The sequence below is a fragment of the Streptomyces sp. JLSY215 genome (assembly GCF_059682825.1).
The window spans coordinates 8,488,483-8,506,231 of record NZ_CM185022.1 but is presented as its reverse complement, the minus strand read 5'-3'; the positions used below and the strand labels follow the sequence as shown (position 1 = coordinate 8,506,231).

General features: G+C 70.3%; 11 protein-coding genes and 1 pseudogene. 9 read left to right on the top strand and 3 right to left on the bottom strand.

Translation table 11 applies throughout. The features are described from left to right. The first annotated feature begins 553 nt into the window (after nucleotides 1-553). The 5 genes from AC5677_RS37420 (at nucleotide 554) to AC5677_RS37400 (ending at nucleotide 11,629) form a co-directional block, all read left to right on the top strand. Nucleotides 554-1,438, top strand: coding sequence for a sulfotransferase domain-containing protein (locus tag AC5677_RS37420; RefSeq protein ID WP_497192340.1), 885 nt, complete (start codon nucleotides 554-556; stop codon nucleotides 1,436-1,438). 747 nt (nucleotides 1,439-2,185) lie between these two features. Next, nucleotides 2,186-8,716, top strand: a complete 6,531-nt coding sequence (locus AC5677_RS37415) for a type I polyketide synthase (RefSeq protein WP_497192339.1) — start codon at nucleotides 2,186-2,188, stop codon at nucleotides 8,714-8,716. Further along, nucleotides 8,713-9,906 (top strand): SDR family oxidoreductase, encoded by a 1,194-nt coding sequence (locus AC5677_RS37410; protein WP_497192338.1) that lies wholly within the window; start codon nucleotides 8,713-8,715, stop codon nucleotides 9,904-9,906. Before AC5677_RS37415 ends, AC5677_RS37410 begins: the two co-directional genes overlap by 4 nt. After that, nucleotides 9,903-11,093: an acyl-CoA dehydrogenase family protein gene (locus AC5677_RS37405; RefSeq protein WP_497192337.1), complete on the top strand. Its 1,191-nt coding sequence runs from the start codon at nucleotides 9,903-9,905 to the stop codon at nucleotides 11,091-11,093. Before AC5677_RS37410 ends, AC5677_RS37405 begins: the two co-directional genes overlap by 4 nt. 152 nt (nucleotides 11,094-11,245) lie before the next feature. Further along, nucleotides 11,246-11,629 (top strand): hypothetical protein, encoded by a 384-nt coding sequence (locus tag AC5677_RS37400; RefSeq protein ID WP_497192336.1) that lies wholly within the window; start codon nucleotides 11,246-11,248, stop codon nucleotides 11,627-11,629. A 368-nt stretch (nucleotides 11,630-11,997) separates the two neighbouring features. Here AC5677_RS37400 and AC5677_RS37395 read toward each other — a convergent pair whose 3' ends face one another. Both AC5677_RS37395 and AC5677_RS37390 read right to left on the bottom strand, forming a co-directional pair. Next, on the bottom strand, nucleotides 11,998-12,687 hold the full coding sequence (locus AC5677_RS37395; RefSeq protein WP_497192335.1) for a TetR/AcrR family transcriptional regulator: 690 nt from the start codon (nucleotides 12,685-12,687) through the stop codon (nucleotides 11,998-12,000). Between the two features lie 214 nt (nucleotides 12,688-12,901). Continuing rightward, complete coding sequence (locus AC5677_RS37390; RefSeq protein ID WP_497192334.1) at nucleotides 12,902-13,384, bottom strand: DedA family protein; 483 nt, start codon at nucleotides 13,382-13,384, stop codon at nucleotides 12,902-12,904. A gap of 760 nt (nucleotides 13,385-14,144) precedes the next feature. Between AC5677_RS37390 and AC5677_RS37385 the strand changes: the two genes are divergently transcribed. Next, on the top strand, nucleotides 14,145-14,633 hold the full coding sequence (locus AC5677_RS37385; RefSeq protein WP_497192333.1) for a hypothetical protein: 489 nt from the start codon (nucleotides 14,145-14,147) through the stop codon (nucleotides 14,631-14,633). Between the two features lie 26 nt (nucleotides 14,634-14,659). Here the strand turns inward: AC5677_RS37385 and AC5677_RS37380 are convergent. Beyond that, nucleotides 14,660-14,872 (bottom strand): annotated as a pseudogene (locus AC5677_RS37380) (transposase); the annotation flags it as partial. A gap of 317 nt (nucleotides 14,873-15,189) precedes the next feature. On the opposite strand from AC5677_RS37380, the gene AC5677_RS37375 reads away from it, so the two are divergent. From AC5677_RS37375 to AC5677_RS37365, 3 genes are read left to right on the top strand one after another with little or no spacing between them, the layout of a single operon-like run. Next, nucleotides 15,190-15,861 (top strand): DedA family protein, encoded by a 672-nt coding sequence (locus tag AC5677_RS37375; RefSeq protein WP_497192332.1) that lies wholly within the window; start codon nucleotides 15,190-15,192, stop codon nucleotides 15,859-15,861. Then, nucleotides 15,858-16,943, top strand: a complete 1,086-nt coding sequence (locus AC5677_RS37370) for a sensor histidine kinase (RefSeq protein ID WP_497192331.1) — start codon at nucleotides 15,858-15,860, stop codon at nucleotides 16,941-16,943. The genes AC5677_RS37375 and AC5677_RS37370 overlap by 4 nt, the downstream gene beginning before the upstream one ends. Then, on the top strand, nucleotides 16,934-17,578 hold the full coding sequence (locus AC5677_RS37365) for a response regulator transcription factor (protein ID WP_497192330.1): 645 nt from the start codon (nucleotides 16,934-16,936) through the stop codon (nucleotides 17,576-17,578). Before AC5677_RS37370 ends, AC5677_RS37365 begins: the two co-directional genes overlap by 10 nt. Nucleotides 17,579-17,749: the final 171 nt, after the last annotated feature.

Below are 17,749 nucleotides of genomic sequence, written 5' to 3'. Positions count from 1 at the left end.
CGCCCACGTCCGATGAGCGCTTGGTGCGCTGCCCGAGCAGGGCGGACCGGTTCTCAGTCCTCGCTCGGGATGTCGATCATCAGGGCGTATTCGGGCAGTTCCTCCGTGACCTGCTCGATCTCCTCGTGCTCCATCGCAGACCTCATCTCATCGTGCGTTCAGGGAGTTCGACGGCCTCCTTGCCGCCGCGAGCCAGCTACCCGAGCGCCATGACGCGGAATCCGGCGTCTCGGCCGTCGGACGGCCGCTTGCTGCGATCCGGTCGTCCGTGGATGCCCTCTTGACCGCCGTCGTCCGATTGGCAGGAGAGGGAGCGACCCACAAGACCCACCTGTACCGACCGCTGCGGGTGGGTCCGGGCGATGGTCGCGTGGTGTCTGGGACGCCTGGGGCGTAGGAAACGGGCCACCGCGCACGCATACGGCAACCAGGCAACTGTCCGGTTCCCCGCCGTCGAACCGGGCGCAGTGCGCCCCTGTGCGCCCGTCGTGCTCCCGATACCAGCCCTCCGCGCCTGCCGCGCCGGGGCCCACACCGGACACGATGTGCGGCTGTGACGCCCCCGAATCCCCCTCCCGCGCCGGGCAGTGCCCGAAAGACGGTCGACGCGCACGGCGACGTCTACGTCATCTCGTTCCCGAAGTGCGGCCGCACCTGGCTGCGTGTGCTGATGGCCAAGGCCGTCTCGGATGCCCATGCGATCCCCATGACTGTGGCACGCGACCTCGACCTCACCGCATTCAGTGCGGCCGATCCACGGGTGCCGCGGATCGTCTTTTGGCACGACGACCGCGTGGGCCTGCGCTCACCCGGGCAACTCTCCACGGACAAGGGCTTCTACCGGGACCGCAAGGTCGTCTTCCTGCTCCGCGACATCCGGGACACCACCGTGTCGCACTACTTCCAGCGCACCCGGCGGGAGTCCGACCGATACGTCGGCACGCTCGGCCGGTTCCTGACCGAGGAGGTCGGCAGCGTGCGCACCTGCCTCGCCTTCTGGAACATCTGGTACGCCGAACAGCACATTCCCACGTCGTTCCTGCTCACGTCGTACGAGCGGCTCAGCGCGGACACCACCGGTGAACTCGGCCGCATCCTGCGCTTCTGCGGACTCCCGCAGGCCGCGGACGCCGCGGTCCTCTCCCGCGCCGTCGAGTTCGCCGGCTTTGACGCCATGCGCTCCATGGAAGCCACCGACGCGCTGGGCACCGACAAGCTCCGCCCGACGGCCGCCCACGACACTGAGAGCTACAAAACCCGGCGGGGGATCGTCGGCGGCTTCCGCGACTATTTATCCCCGAAGCAGATCGCCCTCGTCGACGAAATGGTGCACGACCTGCTCGTCCCCCCATGGTGGTCCTCGGCCTTCGCCGCCGACGGCCCGCCAGGTGAACCCCTCCCCCATCCGGACGGCCGTGCACCGAAGACCCTGCCCTGAGAATTCCGAACAGAAGTGGCTGCTGCGTGCCTTCGGTTCGGATGGGTCCCTGGTTCTTCCGTGGGGAAGAGCGGCGCGACCTGCAACGACGGTGACGTCTTCCGTGCAGCAGCAACGGCTCCCCGGTACGCCGTGGAGCTCAACGTGGTCGAAGGGCTTGCCTGCAACTGAGAGTTGGCGACAGCGCGCCCACGTGCGTGCTCCTCTTGGATACGGATACGGGTACGGCTACGGGTAGCGCCGTCTACTTCCGGCCATTCGGGGCGCCGGCCTACGCCGCTTCGCGAACGGTGAGTTTGCCATGGGACCGCCGAGTGCAGACATGGACCGCAGGAGGAGGACCGTTCCGAGGAGCCTGTTGCGAGCGAGGGCGGACGACGATGGCTACATCAGCACAGACCAGCCTCGCCGGCGATTCCACTACCTGCGGGCAGGTGACGACGCAGCTGATCCAGACAGCGCCGGCTTCGCCGTGGGACGGGCCGGAGGCAGCTCCGGGGAGCGGTTGCTCGTCGGCCTGAAGCCGGCCTCCCGGGCGGACCGGATCCCGTTCACGCGCGCCGCAGTGGTCGCCACGTCCTGTGCGAGCCGTTCGGAGGCCTCGCGCTCGCGCTGCTGCGGGCTCCGTGGCCCGCCGGGTTGAGAGCCAACCACCGTCATGGGGACCACATCCTGAAACGCCGTCGAGTGAACGCCGTACCACCCACGGCCTCAGCCACCCTCACGTACCAGGAGGAATGATCGGGCATGCACCACGACCAGCCGCGTAGCGCCATTGCCATCGTGGGGATGAGCGGCCGCTTTCCCGGGGCGAGTGGCACCGACGAGTTGTGGCGCCTGTTGGACGAGCGACGGGAGACGGTCGCCACGGCTCCGGCGGAAAGGGCGTGGATGCATGAACTGCACGCACGGGAGCCCCGCACCCCTGGCCGTATCCCCACCGACCGCGGCGGATTCCTGACCGGGATCGATGTGTTCGACAACCGCTTCTTCGACATGTCCCCACGCGAGGCGGCACGCACCGACCCACAGTTGCGGCTGCTCCTGGAGACGGCACACGAGGTCCTGGAAGATGCCGGCATTCCCCGGGATCGGCTCGCGACCGCGCCCACAGGGGTGTTCATCGGCAATATCTCCGGGGACTACTGGTTACGGCATGTGCCGGATCTGGACTCGCTGGACATCTACTCGGAGCTGGGGACGGCCCGGGCAGCCTATTCGGGGAAGCTCTCCTACGCCTTCGGCCTGGACGGGCCTTCGCTGTCGGTGGATTCGGCCTGCTCCTCGTCACTGCTCGCCGTTCACCTCGCGTGCCAGAGTCTGCGGGCGGGCGAGTGCGACGCGGCGCTCGCCGGCGGTGTGAACCTCATCCTCACCCCGCACATGCACCTCACCTTCGGCTGGGCCGGGAGCCTGTCGCCGGACGGCAGCTGTAAGTTCGCCGATGCCTCGGCCAATGGATTCGTCCGGAGCGAGGCCGTGGGCCTGGTCCTGCTCAAGCCACTGGAGGCCGCGCTCGCCGCCGGTGACCGGGTCCGTGCGGTGATCCTGGGTGACGCCGTCAACAACAACGCTTTCACGGGCAACGGACTGGCCGCGCCGAGCCATGCGGCTCAGGTGGCTGTGGTGCGGCGGGCACTGCGGATGGCGGGCGTGGAACCGGCCGATGTGGACTTCGTCGAGGCGCACGGTACCGGTACCCCTCTCGGAGACCGGGTCGAACTGCGTGCGCTCGGCGACGTGATGGCGGTACCGGCGGCGAGGTCGTCCCCGTGCCTGGTGGGATCGGTGAAGACGAACATCGGCCATACGGAGGCGGCGGCCGGGGTCACCGGGCTCATCAAGGCCGTGCTGTGCATGGAGCACCGCCGGTTCCCCGGCAACCCGCATCTGTTGACGCCGAATCCAGAGGTGGACTGGAGCAGCGGAAGGCTGACCGTTCCTGCGGACACGGTCGATCTGCCGCCGCGGGATGAGCCGTTGCTGGCCGGCGTCAACAGCTTCGGTGCAACCGGAACGAACGTGCATCTCGTGCTCGCCTCCGCCCCGGAGCCGACGGCTTCGAGAACGCCGAAAACCGCGGCGACAGCGGCGGATCGGCGGCCGATGCTGCTGCCCTTGTCCGCGCGGAGCGGGGCCGCACTGTCCGAACTTGCCTCAAAATACGGTGAGTTGGCGTCCGGGGGGCGTGGGGAGCAGTACGTACGTGAGGTGTGCTCGACGGCAGCGCACAGCCGTACTCACTGGGAGCGAAGGCTGGCGTTCGTCGCCGGGACCGCCGACGAGATGGCCGAGGGGTTGGCACGCGGGGCCCAGGACGCCGCGGCCGGCCGGCTGCCTGCCGCGCCCGAGGGAAGTCCGAAGGTGATCTTCGTGTTCCCGGGGCAGGGCTCGCAGTGGCTGGGCATGGGGCGTGAACTCATGGACCGGAGCGAGGCCTTCCGGTCCACTCTGGATCAGTGCGGCGAGATCATCGCCGAGCACACCGGCTGGTCGCTGATGGACGCGCTGCGCGGCGACGATGTCGCGTGGCACCAGCGCACCTCCCTGGTACAGCCCGCACTGTGGGCGGTGAGCGTGGCGCTGTCCGATCACTGGCGGTCCTGGGGGATCAGGCCCGCGGCCGTGATCGGCCAGAGCCAGGGTGAGATCGCCGCGGCGTACTGCGCCGGGGCGCTCGGGCTCGCGGAGGCAGGGCGGCTGAGTTGCGTCCGGGCTGAGCTCATCGAGAAGCTGGCGCCCGCCGGTGCGATGGCCTGGGTAGGCGCCGGCACGCGGGAGGTCGGCTCACTCCTCACGGAGCTGGACGTGCATGCCTCGGTCGCGGTCGAGGAGAGCCGGGCCGCCACCGTCCTCTCCGGTTCGCAGGAAGACATCGACCGCTTGGCGCGCGGCTGCGAGGAGCGCGGCCTGGCCTGCCGGCCGGTCCAGGTCTCGTACGCGGCCCACAGCGCCCAGATCGACCCGGTGCGCCGTCCCCTGCTCGACGCCCTCGACGATCTGGCCCCGACCGCGACCGGGATTCCCTTCCTGTCCACCGTCACCGCCGCCGAGACCGAGGGAACCACGCTGGACGGCGCGTACTGGTGGCGCAATCTGCGCGAGACGGTGCGTCTGGAACCCGCGGTGAGGGCCGCGATCGGGACGGGCCCCACGGTCTTCCTCCAAATCTCTCCCCACCCGCTGCTCACCCCGGCCCTCGACGCCAGTGTCGGCGAACACGATCTGGTCCTGGGGTCACTGTGGCGCGAGGAGCCCGAACTGCTCTCGCTGTACCGGTCTTTGGGCCGGTTGTACGAGGCCGGGGCCGACGTCGACTGGACCGCTGTGCACGGCGCCGCCGACCGGTCGGTGCCGCTGCCGCGCTACCCCTGGCAGCGCGAACGCCACTGGTACCAGGCTCCGGGCTACCGCTGGCCGGAGATCGGCGCGGCCCGGCAGGAGCCGGCGCATCCGCTGCTGAGTGACCCGCTGGACCCGGCGGGCGAAGCCTCGTACCTGCTCGGCCACCGGGTGGGGCGGACCGCGATGATGCCCGGTACGGGCTTCGTGGAATTGCTGCTGCATGAGGCCGCTCCCTCCCGTGAGCTGACCGGCATCGACTTCACCGAGGCGCTGCCCCTGGACGGGGACCTGGGGCTCAGGCTGCGGGTGGTGCGTGACGAAGCCCCCTGCCCCGGACCCGGCACGCTCACCGTGGAGAGCCGATCCGCCGCCTCGCGGAACTGGACCCGGCACGCCACCGCAACCGCCACCGCGGTCTCCTGCGCCCGGGAACCCACCCCCGCCGAGGACCCGAACACCGTCCGCGAGCGGTGCACCGGGCTGTCCGGCACCGAGTTCTACCGTCGGTACTCCGGCAGCGGGAACACCTGGGAGGGCGCCTTCACCGGCGTACGGGAAGCCTGGCTCGGAGCCGCCGAGTGCCTCGCCCGCGTCGCCGTACCACCGGCCGACCGGCACCGCGTCCACCCGGTACTCCTGGACGCCTGCCTCCAGCCTGTGGCGGCGCTCGTCGCCCACGCCGACCGGGCCGGCAGGCGGGGATTCGTGCTGGCCGGAATCGACCGGCTGTGGACTGGTGACCTGCCGGAGAGCGGCCATCTGTGGTCACACGTCCGGCTCGCCGAGCTCGACGGTGACGGACTGACCGCGGACGTGACGGTCAGCGATGAGGAGGGAAACATCGTCATGGAGTTGACGGGCGTTCGGTCGGTCGCACTCGCCTCCGCGGCCCCGGTCGGCAATACCACCACCCCGCGCCAGGAGAACGACACCGCTCCCGAACCGTCCGCCGACTACACACAGTGGGCGCAGACCGTGTCGTGGCAGCCTGCCCGGCTCCCCGGCTCCACGAGTCGACAGGGCGGCGGCAACTGGCTGTTGCTCGGTGCGGACGGGCCGCTCGGGCGACGGCTGGCCCGCTCGCTGGCGCGTTCCGGCGGCACCGTCACGCAGGTCGCCGAGGTGCCCGACTCCGACTCCGCCGTCCAGGCCCTCCTGCTCGAAGCCGCCGAGGACACCCCGCTCGACGGTGTGATCGTCCTGTGGACCTCGCCCGTCGCAGCCGTGGACGCCAAAGACGCTTCACCGCGACAGATCCAAGAGGCGGCGGTACACGGCTGTGCCGCGCTGAGCACCCTGGTGCGCACGCTTTCCACCCCCGCGGAGGCGGCCGACGGGGAGACCGCCCGGCTGTACGTCGTCACCCGGGGCACCCAGGACACCCCGGCGGGCGCCCACGCGTCGGCGGCCGTTCCCTGGCGTGCCGCCTTGTGGGGTCTTGGTCTGGTGGCCGGCCGGGAGAACCCGGCGCTGCGCCTGACCCTGGTGGATCTGGACCCCGCCGAAGCCGTGGTGGACGACAGCGCCCAGCTGGCCCGGGTAGTGCTGGCCGACGTGGCGGAGAACCGGATCGCCCTACGAGGGGCGGACGTCCTCGCTCCCCGGCTGGCCCCGGACCCGGCGCAGCCGCCCGGCACCCCTGCCCGGGAGCTGTACGGCGACGGCGGGATCGGCTCGCTCGTGCTGCGCGATCTGGTGCGGGAGGAACCCGGAACCGGCGAGGTCGAGATCGAGGTGTCGCACGCCGGTCTCAACTTCCACGATGTCCTCGCGCTGACGGGCACCGACCGCACTCACACGGGCGGAACGCCCAAACTGGGCTGCGAGTGCGCGGGCATCGTGACGGCGCTCGGCGACGGCGTGACGGGGCTCGCGGTCGGCGACCCGGTGCTTGCCTTCGTCCATCCGGCGCTGCGCAGCCATGTCATCGCCCCGGCGGCCCTCGTGCGGCGCAGGCCGCCGCACCTCACCCCGGCCGAGGCCGCCGCCTTGCCCGCCGCACACGCCACCGCGTACTACGCGCTGGTCGACCGGGCACGTCTCGCCCCCGGGGAGCGCGTCCTCATCCACTCGGCCACCGGCGGCGTGGGGCTCGCTGCGATCGACGTCGCCCGCATGTGTGGCGCCACCGTCTACGCCACTGCGGGCACCCCTGCCAAGCGCCGGCTTCTGGAACAAATGGGGGTGGAGAACGTCGGCGACTCCCGGTCCACCCGGTTCGCCCAGGAGTTCCGTGACCCACGGGATCCCGACAACGGCGGCGTCGACGTCATCCTCAACACTCTGGTCGGCGAGGCCGTCGAGGCCAACTTCTCGCTGTTGAACCCCTTCGGACGCTATATCGACCTGGCCGTCAACGACATCGCCGACAACCGTCCCCTGCCCATGGGGGTGTTCGCGGCAGGCCGCTGCTACCTTCCGGTCGATTTCGCCGATCTCTACGAGCGTGACCGGGAGCGCCTGGCCGACCTGATCCACACGGTGACCGACCTCGTGCAGCGGGGTCAGCTCACACCTCCGTCTCCTCGCGTCATCCCCGTGGAAGACGCCGCTGATGCCTTCTCCCTGCTCGCCCGCGCCGGTCACACCGGCAAGGTCGTGCTCTCCTTCCCCACCCCCGGATCCCCCCGTCACCCGGCTCCCGCACGGATCCGCTCCGACGCGAGCTACCTGGTCACCGGCGGACTCAGCGGCGTCGGCGGACTGGTGTCCCGGTGGCTGGCCTCGCAGGGCGCGGGCCACCTGCTGCTGACCGGACGCACGGACGAGTCCGAACTGGCCGCGGACGACCCCCGCGCCCGGCTGCTGGAAGACCTGCGTGCCACGCGCACCCGCATCGAGTACGCGGTCGTTGACGCGGCCGACGCGGAGGCGCTCACCGCCCTTCTCGACCGGCGTGGACGAGACGGGATCCCGCCGGTCGCCGGCGTCGTCCACTCGGCGGCCGCCCTCTCCACCGGGCCGGTGTCGGAGCTGACCGCCCACGAGCTCAGGGAGACGTTCCAGGCGAAGGTCGCCGGTGGCTGGGCCCTGCACCGGACTCTCGCCGACGAGCCACTGGAGTTCTTCACCCTCTTCTCCTCCGTCGCCTCCGTGCTCGGCGGCCTCGCCCTCGGGCACCACCTGGGCGCGTACGCCGCCGCCAACGCGTTCACCGACGCTTTGGCCACCTACCGTCTCGCCCAGGGGATGCCCACCACCGTCGTCAACTGGGGCTACTGGGACGAGGTCGGCCTCGCCGCCCGGCTGACCGCGCAAGAGGGGCACGACGTACGGCCGCGGGGCATGGGCGCCATCGCGCCCGACGACGCACCCGGACTGTTCTCCACCTACCTGACCGCGCCCGGCCACCACGTGGTGTATCCTCCGGCCGACTGGGGCCGCTATCTCGCCGGCTACCGGGAAGACGCCCGGAATCCGATCCTCACCGACCTGGCCGTCGAGCCGGACACCACCCGCCCCGGCTCCCACGCGCTCCGCGCACCGCGCCGTACTCCGCCCCTTCGAGCGGCACGGCCGACCACCGCCCCGGCCACCCCCCGTACCCCTTCCGTGCCGGCTCCGCACAGGACCGAACGGCACGCCACCACAAAGCCTGCTGCACACCGGGAAGCGGCCGAGCCCCCCACCGGCCCACAGCCGGCTCCGACCACGCCATCGGCACCGGACACCGCGGCGCAGCGCGATCCTGCGGAGGTGGTCGAGTACATGAAGAACCGGTTGGGCCGCATCCTCGGACTGCGCGCCGACCAGATCGACACCTCACGGCCCATGAACCGGCTCGGTCTCGACTCCCTGATGGCCACCGAACTACGCGCCGGACTACGGAAGGACCTCGGCATCGACGCCCAGGTCTCCCGGCTGATGAGTTCCGGCAGCCTGCGCGGCATCGCCGCCGAACTGGCCGCCGGTACACCGAGGACGACCGCATGACGCGCGCGAGGACCCGCCTCCCCCACGCGGTCCTGCTCACCGGAGCGACCGGCAGCCTCGGCAACAGGATCTGCGCGCGACTGCTTGCCGACACCGCCGCCACCGTCCACTGCCTCGTCCGTGCGGCCGACACCGCCTCCGCGTCGGCGCGGCTCGCCGCCAAGCTGCGCGGCACCGGCCTGCCCGAGGAGATTTACCGTGGCCGGGTGGTCGCCGTACCGGGCGACCTCGCCGGCTCCCGGCTCGGGCTGGCCACGCGCTCCTACGACGCGCTCGCCGAGACCACCGGCCTCATCGTGCACTGCGCGGCGACCGTCAACCTCGCCGCCGACTATGAGCAGTTGGCCCCCGTCAACCTCGGAGGCACCCGCGCCCTCATCGCCTTCGCCGAGCGGGCCGCGGCGCTCACCGGACGGCCGCCACATCTGAGCTACGTCTCCACGCTCGGCACCTTGCTCGGCGCGCGCGCCGCCGGCCACCATGTCGTCGACGAACACACCGAGGCAAGTCCCGCGACCGCCGGTCCGCTGGGCTATCCCCGCAGCAAAGCCGCGGCCGAGCGGGAGCTGCGGGCCGCGGCAGCCCGCGGTGCCCGGGTGACCATCTTGCGCCCCGGCGTCATCACCGCCGACGGACACACCGGCACCGCCTTCGACTCCGACCTTCTGGTACCGCTGCTAGGCGCCGTCATCGCCCTGCGCGCGGCGCCGCGGACCGACGCCACCCTTCCCTTCGACACCGCCGACACCGTCGCCCGCGCCGTCGTGCGGCTCGTCGGCCTGCCGGAATCGGCGGACCGCACGTTCCACCTCGTCAGGCCCCGACCACTGGCCCTGGCCGACCTGTTCGACGCCGCCCGGCGCGCGGGACACCACCTCGATCCACTCCCGGTCGACCGGTGGTGGCAGCTGCTCGACGCGCACGCCGACCATCCCGCCGCACGGGAGATGATCACGCTGAGCGACGTCTACCGCTACACCCTCACCACCGACACCGCGCGCAGCGCTCCCGACGTGCGGTCCGACGAGACATGGCACGTGCTCAAGAGCGAGGGAATCGACCCACCCGACGCGTCTGCCGCCTTCCTGGACTGCCTGCTCAAGACCATGATCGGCGACGGCGTGCGCCCCGCTCCAGTCACCGGCATCGGAAGCCGCCGCGCCCCGGCCACGAGGACGAAGACCCCATGAAGCGCTCCGAACTGCTCGACATGAAGCGCTCCGAACTGCTCGACCACGTGCGCGCGGTCGCGGCCGCACAGGTCCGGGACCAGGAAACGGCACGGGAGCACCACGACAACGCCCTGCCGCCGGTGCCCACACCGGTTCAGCGGCAATTCCACCAGGACGGCATGGCGAACTGGTGGCTCCCCCCGGACTGCGGCGGCCTGGGCGTGTCCCTGGAGGACAGCGTGGACATCGTCTCGGAGCTGGCCTACGGCGACGCGGGCACCGCCTTCACCTTGTTCATCTCGATCCTGGGCACCACCATGGTCGACCTCTACGGATCCGCCGCCCTGCGCCGAAGGTTCCTCGAACCGCTCGCGCTGCGCGGTGGCTACTGCGCGACGGCCGCCAGCGAACAGCAAGCGGGCAGCGAACTGCTCCGCACCGCCACCCTCGCAACCCGGCGGGGGGACGGCCTGTCCCTCACCGGCGAGAAGTTCTTCTCCACCAACGCCGAGTTCGCCGACCTGCTGGTCGTCACCGCCGTCGACGAGAACCAAGAGCATCTCGCCATCGCCGTTCCGCGCGACACCCCCGGCGTGCACATCGTCAAACGCTGGGACCTGCTCGGGCTGCGCACTTCCGCCACATACCAAGTGAACCTGCGGGACTGCCGGGTGCCTCGGGAGAACGTGCTGGACGGCAACGGGCTGCGGGTGCTCGAAGTCGGCCTGAACACCAGCCGGATCCTCATGGCCGCATCCGCGGTCGGCATGGCCCGCCGCATCCGCGATCTCTGCCTCGACTACGCCGCCGACAAGCACATCAAGGGCGCACCGTTGGAGACACACCCGGTGTTCGCGGCCAAACTCGCCCGGATCGAGACGACGATCACGGTCATGCGCAACCAGTGCCTGAGCGCCGCCCGCGAGTACGACGCACTGGCCTCGTCCGCTGACGGCGCCACCGCACTGCTGCGAGCCGGCAGCCTGAAATCCGCAATCGCCGGCAAACTCTTCTGCGGCCAGGCAGGCCGGCAGATCGCCGGCCTCGGCACGGAGATGTTCGGCGGCCTCGGCTACACGCACGACTCCCCCATCGGACGGCTGGCCGACGACATGCGCTACGTCTCCATCGTGGAAGGCGGCGACGACGTGCTGCACGAGCTGATGTACGCCCGGTACGTCATCCCTCCGGAGCGCAGGCTCTGACGGACATCGAGCCACCGAACTGCCCACTGCGCTCCTCGCCCGCACCCTCGGCATCGACATCACCACCGCTGTCAATTGGCAGCGAGCCGCCGCCGGAGACTGGGCACCTACGCCGCCGACGTCAGCCGGAGGCTGTCACGTCAGAACTGAGGATGAGAGAGGACACGCCAGTGGGCACTTACGTGTCGATCAGAGGGTGGCTGGAGTGCGACGAGACGCAACTCGCCGCCATCCAAGAGATCATCTCCTCACACGAAGACAACCACTACGCCAACGGATGGGGCTCACCCCGCCAGCACGTCAACTGGACCCACTACATCTTCTACGGCGCTGACATCCGTGAGTCGGCCCTGAGCTGGTTCACCGACCAGATCAGAAAGATCGCTCGGATCCCCCCTTCCGACGATGACGGAGACCTTGTCCAGGGACTGTTTCTTGCCGGCCACGAAGTCGAGGGGACGACCGAATGGCAGGTCCGCGACGGTGAACTCTTCATCACACCCGCCGACATCAGACACCAGTACCTCGATGGATAGCCCTACTCGTTCAGAGAGTTCCCATGCCCGACTCCACCATTGCGCGCCGGCACGGAACGGCGCCGTGAGGCCGTCGAACGGTCGCCTCCCTCCAGTTCGACCGGCACGGCAACCGAGTCCGGCGCGCGGCGCAGAACCTGCTGGACTCCGAGCACGTCCGCCGCGCGATCGGTGAAGTCGCCACCCCCCTGTGGGGTCTGCCGCAAACCTCCAACGTGGCGGCGGGCGGGAGCTCCGTCCGAGTCACAACCGGGCCGAGCGTGCTGTGTCCGCAGGCGTGAGCGTATGGACCGGTGGTCCCGCCAGCAGCGGCGCGGACCGGTCTTCTCCAGCCTGATCGGACTGGTGTAGGTCAGTAGGTCAATAGGTCAAGACAAAGGTTGCCCGCCGGAATCCGGGAGGGACCCCAGGCCGTCGCGCAGCAGGTCGAATGCCTGATTGGCGGCTCGGACCGCTTCCGGGTACCGGTCGGCGGCGGACGTCCCGCCGGCCAGGGCTTGATGATTCTGGTCGGCGAGTTCACGTATCACCGTGATCACCTGTGATGCCGCCAGGCGCGCGGTGAGCGGATCGAAGGCGGCTTCTTGGAGCGCGGCGGCCAGCGCGTCCATCCCGCGTGACGTGTAGTGCGTCAGCCCGGCGGCCAGGCACTCGGTGCCGCTGACGAGCTGGTAGAAGGCCAGGCTCTCGGTGCTGTCATTCAGGCCGGTATTCGCATCGCGCCGCCGCAGGGCGTCCAGCAGCGCTATCCGCAGCGCGTCCAGTGGTGGCTGCCCGGGCCGGCGCGCCCGGACGGCCCGGGCGGCTTCGTCCTCGTGGTCGGCGAACAGCTGCAGAACGAGGTCTTCCTTCGTGGGGAAGTACGTGAACAAGGTTCGCCGGGAGACCTCCGCCTCTTCGGCGATCTGCGTGATCGAGACCTTCCCGAACCCGGACTCCAGGAACAGGCGCAGTGCCGTAGCGGCGATGGCCTCGCGGGTGCGCGCCTTCTTCCGCTCCCGCAGCCCCGCCCCGCCCGCTGCCTGCAGCATCAGGGACGAGTTGGCACCGGGCAGCACCGGCGCCTTCCTGGCCTGGGGCGCCCCCCGCGCTCTGCGACAGAGGTGGATCTGAGCAATCCGACCGTGTCGGCGCAGCTCCTCGATTGCATCGAGCATGAGTGGGTAAGCGACCGCGCTGGTTCTCGGTCATGTGCGAGATCGTCGACTCAGGGCTGTTGGGCACCAGGGCAGAGAGTTTTGGCTGGCTCGCAGTCAGTATGCGGGCGGCCTTTCAGGATTCGTCGGCCGCAGTGTCGCAGTTGGTCGTGGCGGCTTTTCTGCGCCGATACACCATCACGCCACTCACCGCGAGGAAGAGCGCGGTGACCGCGCCCGCGCCGATCACGGTCTGCTCGGCAAAAAGCCTTGCCAGCAGTTCCAGCGCGCCGATCCCTACCGTCGCGTAGACCAGCGCCCAGCCCGCTCCGCCCACGAACAGTGCCGGGAGGTAGCGCGACAGAGGCATGTGCATACTCCCCGCGAGGAAGTTGGCAGCGGTCTGGAATCCGACGGTCAGGAATGAGACGGCCACCACCGGTGCGCCCCACCGCTTGATCGCCCGTTCGGCGCTTCGGAACTTGGGCGTGGAGATCCGCTCCGCGAGCCTGCCGCGCCTGGCACCGGCCCCGGCGAGCCAGCCGACGGCGAAGGTCCCTCCGGCGCGGAGCAGGACGATGGTGTAGAGACCGGCAGCTGTGAGCGCGACCTTATCCACGACGTCTCACCCCCCAAGCCGGGCCCCCGCCGTAGATTGCTTCTCCCGTCACCCCATGTCGCGATTCTCGCCCCAGCGGGCCTGCAAAGGGCACGAGGCCGGTCTCATACCTCACCTGCATCTGCTGGTCCGTCCCTGCATACGTGTCGAAGCGGCATCGGTGCCCCAGCACGACGCAGCGCATTCCTGCGTCCAGGGGCCTTCCGGGTACGGCCTCCAGTCAGGGCCATCCGGCACGCCCAGATTAAGCGAACTTGCGTGCCCCGGGTACATGGCCGTCCTACGGCCGACGCGACGGGCACTCCCGCTTCGCCAAGAGCCGTACAGCGCGACGACCGCCTTCACCAGTACTTGAACCAACGACCGCGACGCGGTCGCCTCCGGCGCCGCTGCCAGCGGCGAGCCCTGGCAGTACTACGACCTCGGCCATGGCTGGTGCACCTCCACCTCCTTCGAGCAATGCCAGCACCGCATGGCTGCGCACGCTGCGACTCCTACACTCCGAAGGAATCCAGCAAAGGCCAACTGCTGGAGGCGAAAGACAACCTGCAGAAGATGCTGGCCAACATCCCGCTCACTGACGTCCCCACACCTGCCGGCCCGATACCCCGCCAGCTCGGTGCCCCCACGACTGCGACTCTGCTGCCGGTCATCGACCTGACCACCCGCACGCGATCGTGCCGACCTGGTGAGCCGTGCTGAGGACCCTCCAGCATTATCCAGGTGTGGGCCGGCACGAGAAGATGCCAGAGTCAGCGTCGTGACCTTGATGAACGTGCTCGTCGACTTCGCCCGGACCGGCAGTGTCGGCCCGCTTCACTGCGGCATGCCGCTGACCGAGGCCGAGGATCTCCTGGGCCCAGGACGCCCGCACCCCGCCATCCGGATGAGACCGGACATCGACGGCTACCCCCACGCTTGGAACGACCTGGAGCTGGTCATCACCCAACGCCTGGTAAGCGGAATCTGGATCAGGCTCCGGCCAGGCTCGACGGCCAAGTTGCCGCCCCTGGTCCTGCCCGACTCGGAGTCCTACCCGTCCACGGTGCTCCGAGAGGACCTGATCGCCGGCCTTGACGCAGTCGACTGCCGCCACGACATCAACGACCGCCTCACGTTCGGAGAGCAATCCAGCATCCTTACCCAACCCGCCGCGGTCTGCGCGGTGTTCTTCACGCCTGGCCGCGACGACCACGTCCCCCATCGTGAACGCCACTACCTCGGCGTGATCCACAAGCACACCGCTTGACATCGACATCTCTGATTCCACGGAAGGGGCGGGAAGTCGTGTGGCAGGTAACGCCACTGCACACCGGTCCGGTCCACGTACAGGATCGCGTTCATGATTTCGCGCAGATCGTGCTCGGGCGGGCGGCCGATGTCCAGGGCATGCCGCCGCCGCTCGGCCCGCCAGGAAGACAGCACCGGCTCGATCAACGCCCAGCGGGCATCGGACAGATCACTCGGATACGGACGTCGCTCACTCATGTAACCGACGTAGCGCCCGGAGGCGAGTGCGCCCAGGCGTGCCTCTTCGGCTCTGGAAGCACGGCCAACGAGGGTGTTTCAGGCGTCCAGTGGTGTGCAGCACCTCATGAATCGTGATCGATGCAGGTGGACCGCCGGGCGGGCGGGCGGGTGTTTCACGAGCCCTGTGAAACGCGTCCGGCGGTGGGGCTTTCCTTGACACCTGGGTGTGGTGGGTTGGAACCAGCAAGGGATCGCCGATGATTGCGGAAAACCGCAGTCCGATCGGGTGGTCGACCGCATGGTGGGCCTCCTGGCCGCGGCCTAGCGTGAAGCGCATGTTCGCAACCCCGGCCTTCGCGCCGCTCCTCGCCTCCTCCGCTGAGCCAGCCGGCGGCATCGCCGGATGGGCCGTCGAGGTCATGGACTCACTCGGAGCCGCCGGTGCCGGGCTGACCAACCTCGTCGACACGGTCCTGCCGTTCATCCCCAGTGAGATCGTCCTCCCTGTTGCCGGATTCGCTGCCGGGCAGGGGCGGTTGAGCCTGGCGGCCGTCATCGTCTGGACCACGGTCGGCTCCATTGTCGGATCCTGGATCGTGTATGCCGCGGGCGCTCTCCTCGGCCGCGAACGCACCCGCGCGCTCGCCGCCCGCATCCCCTTCGTCCGCCCGCACGAGATCGATCGCGCCGAGGCGTGGTTCGCCCGGCGCGGCCGCGCCGCCGTACTGCTCGCCCGCATGGTGCCGGTGGTGCGCAGCCTCATCTCCGTCCCGGCCGGGATCCAGCGCATGCCGGTGGCGGCCTTCACCGCCCTGACCGCCCTCGGCAGCCTGACCTGGAACACCGCGTTCGTCCTGCTGGGATACTGGCTCGGCGACAACTGGCAGCTGGTGGAGGAGTACGGGGGATGGGTGTCGAAGGCAGTCGTGGCGGTGGCGGTGCTGGCCGTCGCCCGTTGGTTCGCGGCGCGGCTGCGCCGCCGCCCCGGCGCCCGGCACCGGGCATGAGGCCCGCACGCGCCGCGGTCGGCATCATCCTCGGCGCGGTCTCAGCGCTCGCCGCGCCCGCCGTCCTCGCCGCGGCGGGCCTGGCGCGCTCCCCCGGGTTGCCGGTCCGTCTGGCCGAGCTGGAACGGCGGCGAGTGGCCGCCCTGCTCGGCGGGGGCGCGGCGTCCCCGGGGGGTATCGAACCGCGCCGGGCCGTTGCCTACTTGTGGTGCCGCATCCCCGTGGGCCTGCTCGGCGGCGGGGCGCTGTTCCTGCTGGCGGCGGGCGGCTGGACGGCCGCCTCCGGACTGTCGCGCTGGCTGACCGGGCATGATGTCGACGGTATGGGCCCCACCTGGCCGGTCGCCGGGTACCTCCTCACCGCCGGGCTGCTGCTGCTCTTCCTCGACCTGGCCGGCCTGGCTGCCGTCGCCGAACTGGAACGGCGGCTGATCAGCCGTTTCCTCCGCCCCGACGAGCTGACCCGGATGCGCCGCCGGATCGACGAACTCGCCGCCTCGCGCTCGGGGATCGTCGAGGCCGTGGATGCCGAACGGCGCCGCATCGAGCGCGACCTGCACGACGGGCTGCAGCAGCGGCTGATCGTGGTGGCGATGCTGCTCGGACGGGCACGCCGCAAGAACTCCGAGGAGCTGTGCCGGCAGGCACAGACCGAGGCTGAGCAGGCGTTGGAGGAGCTGCGGCAGGTGGCGTGGCGGGTGTATCCGGCATCGCTCGACAAGCTGGGGTTGCGCGAGGCACTGGCCGTGGACGCCGAACGCTCGCCCATCCCGGTGCACCTCAGCGGCGACCTGACGCAGCGGCCGACCCCTGCCATAGAAACGGCCGCCTATTTCGCGGTGCGCGAGGCCCTCACCAATTCGGCCAAGCACGCCGGGGCCACCCGGATCGAGGTGGCGATCGGCCAGGATGCCGACGTGGTGAGGGTGTCGGTGCGCGACGACGGGCATGGCGGCGCCGATCCCGCCGGGCCGGGACTGACCGGCCTGGCACGCCGCATCACCGCGCTGGACGGGCGTCTGACCGTGGACAGCCCACCGGGCGGCCCCACGCATGTGGTTGCGGAGCTGCCATGCGGTTGATGATCGCCGAGGACTCCGCGCTGCTGCGCGCGGGTCTGGTCCGCCTGCTGGTCGACGAAGGGCACGAGGTGACTGCCGCGGTGGGGGACGCGGACGCGCTGCTGGCCGCAGTGGCCGCCGGGCCCCCGGACGTCGCCGTCGTGGACGTGCGCATGCCGCCGAGCCACACCGACGAGGGATTGCGGGCCGCGCTGCGGCTTCGGTCCGAGCACCCGCAGGTGGGAGTCCTGGTGCTGTCGCAGTACGTCGAGCAGCGGTACGCCGCCGAGCTGCTGGCGGCCGACACCCGGGGCGTGGGATATCTGCTGAAGGACAGGGTGGGAAGGGTGGAGGAGTTCTTGTCCGCGCTGGAGCGGGTGCACGGCGGCGGCACGGTGTTCGATCCGGAAGTGGTGCGCCGCCTTCTGGCGCGCACGCGCCACACCGATGATCTCGATCTGCTGACAGACCGTGAGCGCATCGTGTTGACGCTCATGGCTCAGGGTTGCACCAACACGGCCATCGCACAGCAACTGTTCGTCTCCAGGAGCTCGGTGGAGAAGCACACCAACGCGGTGTTCGACAAACTGCGGCTGCCGCGGGATGACGGCACCAACCGCAGGGTGCTGGCGGTCCTGCGGTTCCTGGGGAGCTGACTGACGCGGCCGGCCAATCCGACCCGCCCCTGCTCCGAGACAGCCGCCGCGCCGCGACGGGCGCAGCACTGACCCGTTCTCCGCTGCGTCAACGCGCCCGGTGCTCTCTCCCCCGAGGACCAGGCCGTCGTCGAAGCGTTCCGCGCGATGCTCGCCACGCTACGCGCCCCG